The organism is Streptomyces albiaxialis (assembly GCF_039530985.1).
Lineage (GTDB): Bacteria > Actinomycetota > Actinomycetes > Streptomycetales > Streptomycetaceae > Streptomyces > Streptomyces albiaxialis.
In genome coordinates this window covers 36,049-47,932 of sequence record NZ_BAAAPE010000014.1, presented here as the reverse complement: position 1 = coordinate 47,932, position 11,884 = coordinate 36,049, and the positions used below count along the sequence as shown (strand labels likewise).

The window sequence follows — 11,884 nt, the reverse complement described above, 5'->3', positions numbered from 1 at the left end:
TGCGTCAGAAGTGACCGCGCCCGCGGCCGACGCCCAGTGAATCGCCGAGTCCCGAAGACCCGTCAGGGTTCGAGGGAGCCGGGGACCCACACGAAGTCCCTGGGGTGAATCGGGCGACCCCGCCAGGGGTTGCCCGTAGGAGACCTTCCTGCTCCGAACCCGTCAGCTAACCCGGTAGGCGAGAGGGAAGGAAAGGAGTACGCCAGCCCATGGCGTTCACCCGTGCCACCGGGAAGCACCGACGTCCCAAGCAGCCCAGCCGTATGCGCCGTGCCAGTGCCGGCGCGGCGGGCATAGCCGGGCTCACCGCCGCAGGCGTCGTCGGGACCCTCGCGTCCCCGGCCCTCGCCTCCGACGGTGGGCAGTCCGACGTCCACGACACCGGCCTCACCCACGCCATCGAGGCGCGCGGCGACCTGGCCGAGGCTGTCGACCAGCAGGCCCAGGAGGCGAAGACCGCCACCATCCAGGCCGAGGCCGAGGCCGCCGCCAAGGCGGAGGCCGCCAAGACCAAGGCCGAGGCCAAGAAGAAGGCCGCCGAGGCCAAGCGCAAGGCGGCGGCCGAGAAGGCCCGCGAGAAGGCCAAGGAGGCGCGCGCCGAGAAGGCCACGCAGACCGCCTCCCGTTCGGCCGCGCCCCAGCGCGCCGCGGTCGGCGGCGGCGGTTACGTCGCGCCCGTCGACGGCGCGGTGTCCACCGGCTACAAGACCGGCGGCAGCATGTGGTCCTCCGGCAGCCACACCGGCATCGACTTCCACGCGGGCATGAACACCCCCGTGAAGTCCGTCGCCGCGGGCGAGGTCGTCGAGGCCGGCAACGGCGGCGCGTACGGCAACAACATCGTGATCAAGCACGAGGACGGCACGTACACGCAGTACGGCCACCTGAACTCGATCGGCGTCTCCGTCGGCCAGTCCGTCACCGCGGGCCAGCAGATCGGCCTCTCCGGCTCGACCGGCAACTCCTCGGGTCCGCACCTCCACTTCGAGGCCCGTACCGGCCCCGACTACGGCTCGGACATGGACCCGATCGCGTACCTGCGCCAGCACGGCGTGAACGTCTGATCCAGGTCTTCCGGCGAACAGCCCCCGGCGGCGGCCGGGGGCTGTTTCATGTCCCGAGGCCCCAGGGGCGAAGGACGCGACGGACAGAGCGAGAGCGGGCGCAATGCGAGAGCGGGCGGAATCCGGTCAGGGATTCCACCCGCTCTCGTGGTCCGCGGTCGCCGCGGAGCGTCAGACGGTCTCCGGAAGCTCCTCCAGCCCCTCGGAGACCAGCTTCGCCAGACGGTCGAGCGCCGGACCGGCGTCCTCCGCCTCCGAGGCCAGCACGATCTCCTCGCCGCCCTCGGCACCGAGGCCCAGCACGCCCAGCATCGAGGCGGCGTTCACGGGGGAGCCGTCGCCCTTCTGGATCGTGACGGGGACGCCGGCGGCCGAGGCGGCACGGACGAAGATCGAGGCGGGGCGGGCGTGCAGGCCCTCGGCCCAGCCTACGGTGACGCGGCGCTCAACCATGGTGTTGCCCTTCGGGTTCGTGTGAGATGACGTATGGAGTTGTCTAGACCAGTTTCGCACGGCGACCGGAGTGCGGCGTTCCAGGGCGTGCCCCCGGCGTACGCCGCCGTACGCTGGGCCTCATGCGGACTCCCCAGGAGCGTGCCTACCCGACCCACTGGGAAGCGGACGTCGTGCTGCGCGACGGCGGGACGGCGCGCGTCCGTCCCATCGCGCCGGACGACGCCGAGCGCCTGGTCAGCTTCTACGAACAGGTCTCCGACGAGTCCAAGTACTACCGGTTCTTCGCACCATACCCGCGGCTGTCCGACCGTGACGTACGGCGCTTCACGCACCACGACTACGTGGACCGCGTCGGCCTCGCCGCCACCGTGGGCGGCGAATTCATCGCGACCGTCCGCTACGACCGCATCGACGCCTCCGGCCGCCCCGCCTCGTCCCCGGCCGGCTCCTCCTCCGAAGAACAGGCCGAGGTCGCCTTCCTCGTCCGCGACGACCAGCAGGGCAGGGGCGTCGCCTCGGCGCTCCTCGAACACATCGCCGCCGTCGCCCGCGAGCGCGGCATCCGCCGGTTCGCCGCCGAGGTGCTGCCCGCCAACACCAAGATGATCAAGGTGTTCACGGACGCGGGCTACTCCCAGAAGCGCAGCTTCGAGGACGGCTCGGTCCACCTCACCCTCGACCTCGAACCGACCGAGGAGTCCCTCGCCGTCATGCGCGCCCGCGAGCAGCGTGCCGAGGGCCGTTCCGCCGAACGGCTGCTCGCGCCCGGCTCCGTCGCCGTCGTCGGCGTCAGCCGCGGCCCCGGCGGCGCGGGCCGCGCGTCCCTGGAGTCCCTGCGCACGGCGGGCTTCACCGGCCGTACGTACGCCGTGAACCGGGCGCTGCCCGAGGGCGTCACCGAGCTGGCCGGGGTCCCGGCCCACCGCTCCGTGCGGGACGTACCCGAGCACATCGACCTCGCCGTGATCGCCGTGCCCGCCGCGCAGGTGACCTCCGTGGTCACCGAGTGCGGCGAGTGCGGCGTCCAGGGCGTCGTCGTCTACTCCGACGGCTTCGGCCGCGACGAGCAGCGCGAGCTGGTGCGGCTCGCCCGCTCGTACGGGATGCGGGTGATCGGGCCCAACGCGCTCGGCCTCATCAACACCGACCCCGGCGTCCGCCTCAACACCACCCCCTCTCTCCGCACCCCCCGGCGCGGCCGGATCGGGGTCTTCACCCAGTCCGGCGCCATCGGCATCGCCCTCCTCGACGGGCTGCACCGGCGCGGAACCGGCCCCTCCTCCTTCGTCTCGGCGGGCAACCGGGCCGACGTCTCCGGCAACGACCTGCTCCAGCACTGGGACGAGGACCCGGACACCGACGTCGTGCTGATGTACCTGGAGTCCATCGGCAACCCCCGCAAGTTCACCCGGCTCGCCAAGCGCACCGCCGCCCGTAAGCCCGTCGTGGTCGTCAAGGGAGCGCGGCAGCGCGGCAGCGCGCCCCCTCCGGGCCACGCGGCGCCCGCCTCCAGCACGCCCGACGCCACCGTCACCGAGCTGCTGCGGCAGGCGGGCGTGCTCATGGTCGACAGCTTCACCCAGCTCCTCGACAGCGGCGTGCTGCTCGCCAGCCAGCCCCGCCCTGAGGGGCCCCGGGTCGCGATCCTCGGCAACACCGACGCGCTCAGCCTGCTCACCTACGACGCCTGCCTCACCGACGGCCTCCGCCCCCGGCCCGTCCTCGCGCTCCCCGCCGAGGCGACCCCGGCGGACTTCGCGGACGCGCTCCGGGAGGCGCTCGCCGACCCCGGCACGGACTCCGTCGTCGTCACGGCGATTCCCTGGGTGCCCACGACGGCGCCCGACGCGGGGCCCGACGCGGGGCCGGACGCAGCGCCCGACGCGGGGCCGGACGCAGCGACCGACGGGGTGCCGCCCGCCCCGCCCGCCGGGCTCGCCGACGCGCTCGCGGAAGCGCTCGGCGACGCCACCAAGGGCGCCACCAAGCCCGTCGCCGTCGTCCACCTCGCCCTGGAGGGCCTGGACCCGGCGCTCGCCGCCCGTGGCATCCCCGCTTACGGGGCGCCCGAGCGGGCCTCGCGCGCCCTCGCGGAGGCCGCGCGCTACGCCCAGTGGCGCCGCGAGGCCGCCACGCCGGGCCGTGTCCCCGAGTTCGAGGCCGACGAGCAGGCCGCCGCCGCGCTCCTCGCGCGCGCCACGGCGCCCGATCCGGCCGCGACCGTCGCCACGGCCCGCAGCCACGCCCTGGACGCCGAGGACACCGCCACGCTGCTCGCCGCCTACGGCCTCGACGTCCAGCCCACGCTCCCCGCGCCCGACGCCGACGCCGCCGTGGAGGCCGCGCGGCGCCTCGGCTTCCCCGTCGCGCTCAAGGCCACGGCCCCCCACCTGCGGCACCGCGCCGACCTCGGTGGCGTACGCCTCGACATCGCGGGCGAGGGCGGGCTGCGGCGCGCGTACGGGGAGCTGACCGCGGCGCTCGGCACCCCCGGCGAACTGCGGCCCGTCGTGCAGGCCATGGCGCCGCGCGGCGCCGGCACGGTCGTGCGCGCCGCCGTCGACCCCGGCATCGGCGCCGTCCTCTCCTTCGGCCTCGCCGGTACGCCGTCCGAGCTGCTCGGCGATGTCGCGCACCGCCTCGTGCCGGTCACCGACCGCGAGGCGGCGGCGCTGGTGCGGGCGATCCGGAGCGCGCCGATCCTCTTCGGCTGGCGCGGCGCCGAGCCCGTGGACACCGCGGCGCTGGAGGACGTCCTGGTGCGGGTCTCGCTGCTCCTCGACGACCACTCCGAGGTCGTCTCCGTCGAGCTGGACCCGGTGGTCGTCGCGCCGCGGGGCGTGACCGTGCTGAACGCCTCGGTACGCGTGGCCCCGCCTCCGCCGCGCCCGGATCTGGGGGCCCGGCGCCTCCCGGCGTACTGAGGCGTGCGGTGTCCCAAGTTTCGGGAGGGGGCGGGCCCCAGAGACGGGCCCGTAGGATGGCAGGCATGGCGAAGACCGGTACGACGACCCAGGGGCTGCGCGCGGCGATCGAGCGCAGCGGCTACTACCCGGCTCTCGTGGCCGAGGCTGTCGAGGCCGCGGTGGGCGGTGAGCCCGTGTCCTCCTACCTCGTGCACCAGGAGACCACGTTCGACAGCAACGAGGTCCGCCGCCATGTCACCGTGCTCGTCCTGACCGGCACCCGATTCCTCGTCAGCCACACCGACGAGCAGGCGGCCGACGGCACCTCCCCGTCGCCCTACGCGACGACGTCCACGGAGTCCGTGAAGCTGGAGCGGATCTCCTCGGTGGTCCTCTCCCGCGTGGTCGCCAACCCCGAGTCGTACACGCCGGGCACCCCGCCCCGCGAGGTCGTGCTCACCATCGGCTGGGGCGCCGTCTCCCGGCTCGACCTGGAGCCCGCGACCTGCGGCGACCCCAACTGCGAGGCGGACCACGGATACACGGGCTCGGCCACCGCCGACGACCTCTCCCTCCGCGTCAGCGAGGCGGGCGACGGCCCCGACACCGTCCGCCAGACCCTCGACTTCGCCCAGGCCCTCTCCGAGGCGACCGCGCGCGTCGGGTCCCCGCAGTGACGCGGGGGAGCACCCAGGACACGCGGAACACCCCTCCCGCTCCCCCCGAGCCGGGCGAGCCGCTCGACCTCCGCACGGCCCCCGTGCCGCGGTACGGCACCGGGTCCCTGGCCGACCTGCTGCCGTCCCTCGCCGCCGGGCTCGGCGTCCCCGGCATGCGTGCCGGGCTGCCGCTGGCCCCCGCCGACCGCGTCTGCGTCTTCCTCGTGGACGGGCTGGGCTGGGAGGCGCTGAAGGCGCACCCGGACGAGGCCCCGTTCCTGACCTCGCTGCTCGCCAGTTCGACGAACGGCACGGGCACGCCGCTGACCTCCGGCTTTCCCTCGACCACCGCGACCTCGCTCGCCTCGGTCGGCACCGGCCTGACCCCCGGCGCGCACGGCCTGCCGGGCTACACCGCGCTCAACCCGGAGACCGGCGCGCTGATGAACCAGCTCCGCTGGCAGCCCTGGACCGACCCGCACGCCTGGCAGCCGTACCCGACCGTGTTCCAGGCCGCCGACGCCGCCGGGATCGCGACCTGCCAGGTGACGGCGCCGCACTTCGAGCACACGCCGCTCACCAAGATCGCGCTGTCCGGCGGCACCTTCCTCGGCCGCCTCGCCGCCGAGGACCGCATGGACCTCGCCGCCGAGCGCCTCGCCGCCAGCGACCGCGCGCTCGTCTACACGTACTACGCCGAGCTGGACGGCAACGGCCACCGGTACGGGATGGACTCCGACGCCTGGCGCGGCCAGCTCGCCCACGTCGACCGGCTCGCGCAGCGCCTCGCCGAGCAGCTCCCGCCGCGCTCCGCGCTGTACGTGACGGCCGACCACGGCATGGTCGACGTCCCCACCGGGCACGAGGCCCGTATCGACTTCGACGAGGACTGGGAGCTGAGCGCGGGCGTCGCGGCGCTGGGCGGCGAGGGCCGGATGCGGCACGTGTACGCCGTCCCCGGAGCCGGGGGAGACGTGCACGCCGTGTGGCGCGAGGTCCTCGCCGAGCAGGCGTGGGTCGCGACCCGCGAACAGGCCGTCGAACTGGGCTGGTTCGGCCCGGAGGTGGAGGACCGGGTGCGCGGACGCATCGGCGACGTCGTCGCCGCGATGCGCGCCGACGTGGCCGTGGTCGCCACCCGCCGCGAGCCGAAGGAGTCCGCGCTGGTCGGGATGCACGGCTCGGCGACCCCGGCCGAGCAGTTCGTCCCGCTCCTGGAAGTCCGCTCGTAACGCCCGGCGCAGCCCCCCACCGTCCCCGCTCCCCGCTCGAAAGGCCGATCCTCCATGCCAGAGCTGGTGTTCTTCTCCGGAACGATGGACTGCGGAAAGAGCACGCTCGCTCTCCAGATCGAGCACAACCGCTCGGCGCGCGGCCTCCAGGGCATGATCTTCACGCGCAACGACCGCGCGGGCACGGGGAAGCTGTCCTCCCGCCTCGGCCTGGTGGCCGAGGCCGTCGAGGTGGCCGAGGACCTCAACTTCCACGCCCACCTGGTCAAGCACCTGACCGCGGGCGGCCGTACGGACTACGTGATCCTGGACGAGGCGCAGTTCCTCTCGCCCGACCAGGTCGAGCAGTTGGCCCGCGTCGTGGACGACCTGGGCATCGACGTCTTCGCCTTCGGCATCGCCACCGACTTCCGCACCCGCCTCTTTCCCGGCTCCCAGCGGCTGATGGAGCTGGCCGACCGGATGGAGACCCTCCAGGTCGAGGCCCTGTGCTGGTGCGGGGCGCGGGCCACGCACAACGCCCGTACGGTCGGCGGCAAGATGGTCGTCGAGGGCGCCCAGGTCGTCGTGGGCGACGTGGGCGAGCCCAGCGGCGAGGTGGGTTACGAGGTGCTGTGCCGGCGCCACCACCGGCGCCGGCTGACCGCCGCGACCTCGCGCTCGGGGGCCCTGTCGCCCGACGTGCTCCCCGTCGACGCGCCGTCGGCGGTCGTGCCGCCCGCCGGTGCCGTGCCGCCCGCGCCCCGGTTCAGCGCGGGGACCGCTCGGTCCGGATCACACTGAAGCGCGCGCCCTCCGGGTCCGCGACCGTCGCCAGCCGCCCGTACGGCGAGTCCTGCGGCTCCCGGACCACCTGGCCGCCCAGCTCCCGCACCTTCCGTACGGCCGCGTCCGTGTCCTCCACGGAGAAGTACGTCCGCCAGTGCGGTCCGCGGTCGCGGGGGAGGGACTGCCCGACACCGTGGATCCCGGCGACGGCCACCCCGTCCCGGTAGAGGGTCAGATAGTCCGTCGCGTCCGGGCCCATGGGCTCCGTCTCGTATCCGAACACCGACTCGTAGAACTTCGCGGCCGACGCGGTCTCCCGCGTGATCAGCTCGAACCACACCGGCGCTCCCCGCACGCCCTCCGGCGCGATCCCGAGCCCCGGGTACGTCGCGTCCTGCCAGACGCCGAAGACGGCGCCCAGGGTGTCCGAGGCGATGGCCATCCGCCCGGCCGTGTCCGCGTCGAGCGGGCCGACGGCGACGGTGCCGCCCTGCTCGCGGATCAGCCCCGCCGTCTCGTCCGCGTCGTCGCTCGCCATGTACGGGAGCCAGGCCACGGGGAGCTGCCGTCCCGAGGCCTTCGTGCCCAGCCCCGCGACCTCGTGCCCTTCCGCGACCGCGCGCACGTACGGGCCCAACTGCTGCGGCCCCGCGCGGTACTCCCAGCCGAACAGCTCCTGGTAGAAGTTCTGGCCGGCCTCCAGGCCGTGCACCATCAGGCTCGCCCAGGCGGGCGCTCCCGGATTCCGCCGTTGCCGAGTCGCTGCCTCGGTCATCTGCTTTCGCTCCTCAGGACCATCATCGATGCGGTCGTGCTTCCGGATGCGCCGCGGCGTCCTTGCCGCGGCAGGTGACTGCGTTGTCCGTGCAGATGCTCGCACCACCCGTTCCCGTCGCGGGGGCGAAGCGCCGTGACGGGGGACCGTGGCGGAGCGGCGCGGGGGAGCGCTCGTGTGCGGAGCGCGCGCCCTCTCTCGTACGCCGGGGGACCGCGCGGACACGGCCTCCGCTGCGCGAAGATGGCGCCATGACTGCCATCATCTCCGTATCCGAACTCGCGAGCGACCTGGCGGGTGGCAAGGAACCGGTACTGCTCGACGTCCGTTACGAGCGCGGCGGCCCGTCCGGCGCGGACGCGTACCGGCAGGGTCACCTGCCGGGCGCCGTGTACGTCGATCTCGACACGGAACTCGCGGGTCCGGTCGGCCCCGGCACCGGCCGCCATCCGCTGCCCCCACTGGACGACTTCACCGCGACGATGCGCCGGGCCGGTGTCTCCCGGGGCCGCCCGGTCGTCGTCTACGACGGCGGCGGGATGGGCGGCGGCTGGGGCGCGGCCCGCTGCTGGTGGCTGCTGCGCTGGGCCGGACACCCGGACGTACGGGTGCTGGACGGGGGGCTCGCCGCGTGGACGGCTTACCGGGAGGCGGAGGGAGGGGGAGCGCTGCCGCTCAGCACGGAGACCCCCGGGCCCCGGGAGGGCGACTTCACGCCCGTTCCCGGACCCGGCACGGCCCGGATGCTCGACGCGGACGAGGCGGCGTCGCTGGCCCGCCGTGGGCTGCTCCTCGACGCCCGCGCCGCCGAGCGGTACCGGGGCGAGGTCGAGCCCCTCGACCCGGTCGCGGGCCACATCCCCGGCGCGGTCTCGGCCCCCACGACGGAGAACCTGACGGACGCCGGGCTGTTCCGCTCCCGCCAGGCACTGGCCGAGCGGTTCGAGGCACTGGGCGCGGCGCCGGAGACCGAGGTCGGGGTCTACTGCGGCTCCGGGGTCTCCGCCGCGCAGGAGGTGCTGGCCCTCGAACTGGCGGGCATCGACGCGGCGCTCTACGTCGGCTCCTGGAGCGAGTGGACGGCCGACAGCGGACGGCCCGTCGCGACGGGCCCCGAGGCGGGCTGACGGCCCGAGGTGAGCTGACGGGCCGAGGCGGGCTGACGGGCCCGGCGCCGGAGACCGCCCGCCGCCCTCGCGCGGCGGGCGTTCCCGCAGGCCGGATCGTTCCCGCAGGGTCAGGTGCGGGAACGGTCCGGCGCGGTCACTCCTTCTTGCGCCGCGTCCCGAAGACGATCTCGTCCCAGCTCGGGACGGCGGCGCGACGGCCCGGACGGACGCCGTCCGCCTCGGCCTGCCGGTCGGTGCTGCCCTTGAGCCGGTCGCGGTGCGCGCCGACGGAACGGGGCATGAGCACGTCCGCGTAGGCCGAACCGGCGCTCGCGGCGGGCGCCGGGGGCTCGACGGCCTCCTGCTCCTCCGCGGGCTCGTCGTCCTCCCCGCCGTCCTCCTGCTCCTCGTTCTCGGGCGGCACCGGCGCCGGCTGCACGGGCGCGGGCGGCGGTGTCCGCTGCGGGTTCTGCTCGGGTACGACCATGTCGCCACGGAAACTCGGCACCGCCTCCAGCAGGCTCGTGAGCGAGTCCGACTCGTCGTGGGAGTCCGCCCCCTGTGCGTGTCCCTGGTCCTCGTCGTCCGTCCCGGAGGGCGAGGGCGACAGCGCGGCGGGCTCCAGCTCCGGGCGCTCGGGACGCTCGAAGCGGTCGAGACGGCCGTCACGCTCCGTGCCCGAAGCGCCCGTACGCTCCCCGCGCTCGCCCCGGTCGCGCGGCAGCCGCGCGATGCGGGGCACGAACGGGAAGCTGGGCTCCGGGGTGTCGTCGGTCTCGCCGATGAGCGCCCTGGCCTCGTCGTCCACGGCCTGCACGAGGCGGCGCGGAGGGTCGTAGGTCCAGGTCGCCGAGTGGGGCTGGGCGGCGACGCGGTAGGCGAGCAGCACCTCCCAGGTGCCGTCGTCCCTGCGCCAGGAGTCCCAGTGCGCGGTGTCCTTGTCGGCCCCGCGCAGCAGCAGCCGCTCGCTGACGGCCTCGCCGAGCTGGGGGCCCGTGTTCTCACCGGGGCGGCGGACGGGGGTCTTCCGGGCCCGCTCGGCCATGAAGGCGCGCTCCGCGAGCACGGGGCCCTCGAAGCGGCGGACGCGGTCGACGGGGATACCGGCGAGCGAGGCGACCTCCTCAGCGGAGGCACCGGCCCGTATGCGCGCCTGGATGTCCCGAGGCCGCAGGTGGCTCTCCACCTCGATCTCGATCTGGCCCAGCCGCGCGCGGTCGTTCCGGACAGCGGCGCGCAGACGCTCGTCGATCGGAAGCGTGTATTCCGTGCTGTCGGCAGCCTTGAGCACCAGTCGTGTGCCGTCGTTGCTGACGGCCACGACACGCAGTTCGGGCATGGGGACCTCCCGGGTGGTGCCTGCCGACGTCACGTGCGTCGCTGCTCCCGCTAGACGAGTGTGGCCTGCCCGGGTGCAGCCTGCCACAACCTTGCCGACTTGCTCGGGGTACCGAGGCAATCCCCAGAACCGCCGTTATGGCACGGTTACCTCCTCACAACGCACGGTGACCAGGGTGATCGCCGCGAGCAGCCTGCGCCGGGTCAGAACCGAGACCAGGGGTCGTCACACTACTCCATTAGGGCCACCCGGGTGGACCGGCACGCCGCCGAAGTTGCCCCCGAGTAAGGGAGTTGACGTCCCAAGCGTCCATTTCGCCTGGTAAGCGAGGTGTCGAGGCTCACAGAACCACCCGAAGCGGAACCATTGCCTTCGCGTAAAAGTCCCTTATTCGTGCACAGTGGTTGGAGTGTGCGATCAGGGGCGGTAGATGGGCAAGAGCGATATACGCGACACAGTCGAGGAAGAAACGGACAAGAAGGGTGATGAGGGCAAGAGAGAGAAGCGCATCGACCTGAGCCTGACGCAGGTCATGGGCAGCGCCGTCGCGACGGTCGTCGCCGCCTTCCTCGCCGGTCAGCTCGGTGTCTACGGCACGTTCATCGGCGCGGGCGTGGTGAGCCTGATGGCCACCAGCGGCGGGCCGATCTTCCAGCACCTCTTCCGCCGGACCGGCGAGCAGATCAAGGAAGCGACCGTCCAGGCCAAGCCGAGGACACGACGCCTTCCCGTCCAGGACCCGGCGCCGACCTGGAAGGACAGGCAGCCGGACGACGACGCGACGCGGATCATGCCCCAGGGCGCCGCGCCCGCGCCGGACGAGGTGCGGCCGCCGGACCAGGTGCAGATGCTCGACACCTCCGAGGTGACGCGGATGCTGCCGCAGGCGCACACCCGTGCGGGGGAGTACGCGGGGCATCGCGAGGACGACGCGACCACCGTGCTGCGCGCCGCGGACCCGCGCCCCGGGCAGTACGGAGAGCACGGAGAGTACGGGCAGCTCGAAGAGGACGACGAGTTCACCCGGGCGACCACGCACGGCACGAAATGGCGCGGCTGGAAGCGGACACTGCTGCCAGCCCTCCTCGTCTTCGTGATCGCCATCGGCGGCATCACGCTGTACGAGGCGATCGCCGGGCACAACGTCTCCGGCGGCAAGGGCACCTCCATCAGCGATGTGTTCCGGCCCGCGGGCTCCTCCGGCGGCGACAGCCCCGACACCACGGACACCACCCCCTCGCCCGGCCAGTCCGACGACGGCGACGGCGACGGCGACGGCTCGTCCGGCGGTCAGCACCAGGACGGCGGCCAGAGCGCCGACCCGGACCGGAGCGGCAGCGGCGAGAAGGGCGAGCGGGGCACCGGCAGCGGCGACTCGGACAGCGGGTCCACGCCGACGCCGGACCCGGGCAAGCAGCGGCCGAGCGACCAGCCGACGGACCAGCCGTCCGAGCAGCCCACCGATCCGGGCGGGACCGGCGACGGCCAGGACGGCTCCGGCCAGGACGGTACGGGCGCCGGTGCGGGCGGCCGTCAGCAGGCGCCGCAGCAGCAGCCGGACCCCGGCCAGAGCTGA

At 74.1% G+C, this 11,884-nt stretch carries 10 protein-coding genes and 1 riboswitch; of the genes, 7 read left to right on the top strand and 3 right to left on the bottom strand.

Features of this window, described 5'->3' with window-relative positions; all coding sequences use genetic code 11:
- The first annotated feature begins 32 nt into the window (after positions 1–32).
- Positions 33–196: riboswitch (cyclic di-AMP (ydaO/yuaA leader) on the top strand.
- A 13-nt stretch (positions 197–209) separates the two neighbouring features.
- Positions 210–1,064: a M23 family metallopeptidase gene (locus ABD343_RS28835; RefSeq protein ID WP_344532323.1), complete on the top strand. Its 855-nt coding sequence runs from the start codon at positions 210–212 to the stop codon at positions 1,062–1,064.
- 171 nt (positions 1,065–1,235) lie between these two features.
- On the opposite strand, the gene ABD343_RS28830 is transcribed toward ABD343_RS28835, so the two are convergent.
- On the bottom strand, positions 1,236–1,517 hold the full coding sequence (locus tag ABD343_RS28830; RefSeq protein ID WP_344532322.1) for an HPr family phosphocarrier protein: 282 nt from the start codon (positions 1,515–1,517) through the stop codon (positions 1,236–1,238).
- Between the two features lie 122 nt (positions 1,518–1,639).
- Between ABD343_RS28830 and ABD343_RS28825 the strand changes: the two genes are divergently transcribed.
- The 4 genes from ABD343_RS28825 (at position 1,640) to ABD343_RS28810 (ending at position 7,100) form a co-directional block, all read left to right on the top strand.
- Positions 1,640–4,444 carry a bifunctional acetate--CoA ligase family protein/GNAT family N-acetyltransferase gene (locus ABD343_RS28825; protein ID WP_344532321.1) on the top strand — a complete coding sequence of 935 codons (2,805 nt, stop codon included), beginning with the start codon at positions 1,640–1,642 and terminating at the stop codon, positions 4,442–4,444.
- A 65-nt stretch (positions 4,445–4,509) separates the two neighbouring features.
- Positions 4,510–5,103: a DUF5998 family protein gene (locus ABD343_RS28820; RefSeq protein ID WP_344532320.1), complete on the top strand. Its 594-nt coding sequence runs from the start codon at positions 4,510–4,512 to the stop codon at positions 5,101–5,103.
- Positions 5,100–6,317 (top strand): alkaline phosphatase family protein, encoded by a 1,218-nt coding sequence (locus tag ABD343_RS28815; RefSeq protein ID WP_425578306.1) that lies wholly within the window; start codon positions 5,100–5,102, stop codon positions 6,315–6,317. The genes ABD343_RS28820 and ABD343_RS28815 overlap by 4 nt, the downstream gene beginning before the upstream one ends.
- A 54-nt stretch (positions 6,318–6,371) precedes the next feature.
- On the top strand, positions 6,372–7,100 hold the full coding sequence (locus ABD343_RS28810; protein WP_344532319.1) for a thymidine kinase: 729 nt from the start codon (positions 6,372–6,374) through the stop codon (positions 7,098–7,100).
- Here ABD343_RS28810 and ABD343_RS28805 read toward each other — a convergent pair.
- Positions 7,066–7,860 (bottom strand): VOC family protein, encoded by a 795-nt coding sequence (locus ABD343_RS28805; protein ID WP_344532318.1) that lies wholly within the window; start codon positions 7,858–7,860, stop codon positions 7,066–7,068. The genes ABD343_RS28810 and ABD343_RS28805 overlap by 35 nt on opposite strands.
- A 251-nt stretch (positions 7,861–8,111) precedes the next feature.
- Here ABD343_RS28805 and ABD343_RS28800 point away from each other — a divergent pair, with 251 nt between their 5' ends.
- Entirely contained in the window at positions 8,112–8,987 is an 876-nt protein-coding gene (locus ABD343_RS28800; protein WP_344532317.1) for a sulfurtransferase, read from the top strand.
- Positions 8,988–9,123: 136 nt separating this feature from the next.
- Here ABD343_RS28800 and sepH read toward each other — a convergent pair whose 3' ends face one another.
- Positions 9,124–10,308 (bottom strand): septation protein SepH, encoded by a 1,185-nt coding sequence (gene sepH, locus ABD343_RS28795; RefSeq protein ID WP_344532316.1) that lies wholly within the window; start codon positions 10,306–10,308, stop codon positions 9,124–9,126.
- 430 nt (positions 10,309–10,738) lie between these two features.
- Between sepH and ABD343_RS28790 the strand changes: the two genes are divergently transcribed.
- A complete protein-coding gene (locus ABD343_RS28790; RefSeq protein WP_344532315.1) occupies positions 10,739–11,884 on the top strand; it encodes a hypothetical protein in 1,146 nt (381 codons plus the stop codon).

Excerpts from the sequence above, each read along its gene's own strand:
- ABD343_RS28800 (WP_344532317.1), top strand. The coding sequence starts at position 8,112 with ATGACTGCCATCATCTCCGTATCCGAACTCGCGAGCGACCTGGCGGGT.
- ABD343_RS28835 (WP_344532323.1), top strand. The coding sequence starts at position 210 with ATGGCGTTCACCCGTGCCACCGGGAAGCACCGACGTCCCAAGCAGCCC.
- ABD343_RS28830 (WP_344532322.1), bottom strand. The coding sequence starts at position 1,517 with ATGGTTGAGCGCCGCGTCACCGTAGGCTGGGCCGAGGGCCTGCACGCC.
- ABD343_RS28805 (WP_344532318.1), bottom strand. The coding sequence starts at position 7,860 with ATGACCGAGGCAGCGACTCGGCAACGGCGGAATCCGGGAGCGCCCGCC.
- ABD343_RS28825 (WP_344532321.1), top strand. The coding sequence starts at position 1,640 with ATGCGGACTCCCCAGGAGCGTGCCTACCCGACCCACTGGGAAGCGGAC.
- sepH (WP_344532316.1), bottom strand. The coding sequence starts at position 10,308 with ATGCCCGAACTGCGTGTCGTGGCCGTCAGCAACGACGGCACACGACTG.
- ABD343_RS28790 (WP_344532315.1), top strand. The coding sequence starts at position 10,739 with ATGGGCAAGAGCGATATACGCGACACAGTCGAGGAAGAAACGGACAAG.
- ABD343_RS28810 (WP_344532319.1), top strand. The coding sequence starts at position 6,372 with ATGCCAGAGCTGGTGTTCTTCTCCGGAACGATGGACTGCGGAAAGAGC.
- ABD343_RS28820 (WP_344532320.1), top strand. The coding sequence starts at position 4,510 with ATGGCGAAGACCGGTACGACGACCCAGGGGCTGCGCGCGGCGATCGAG.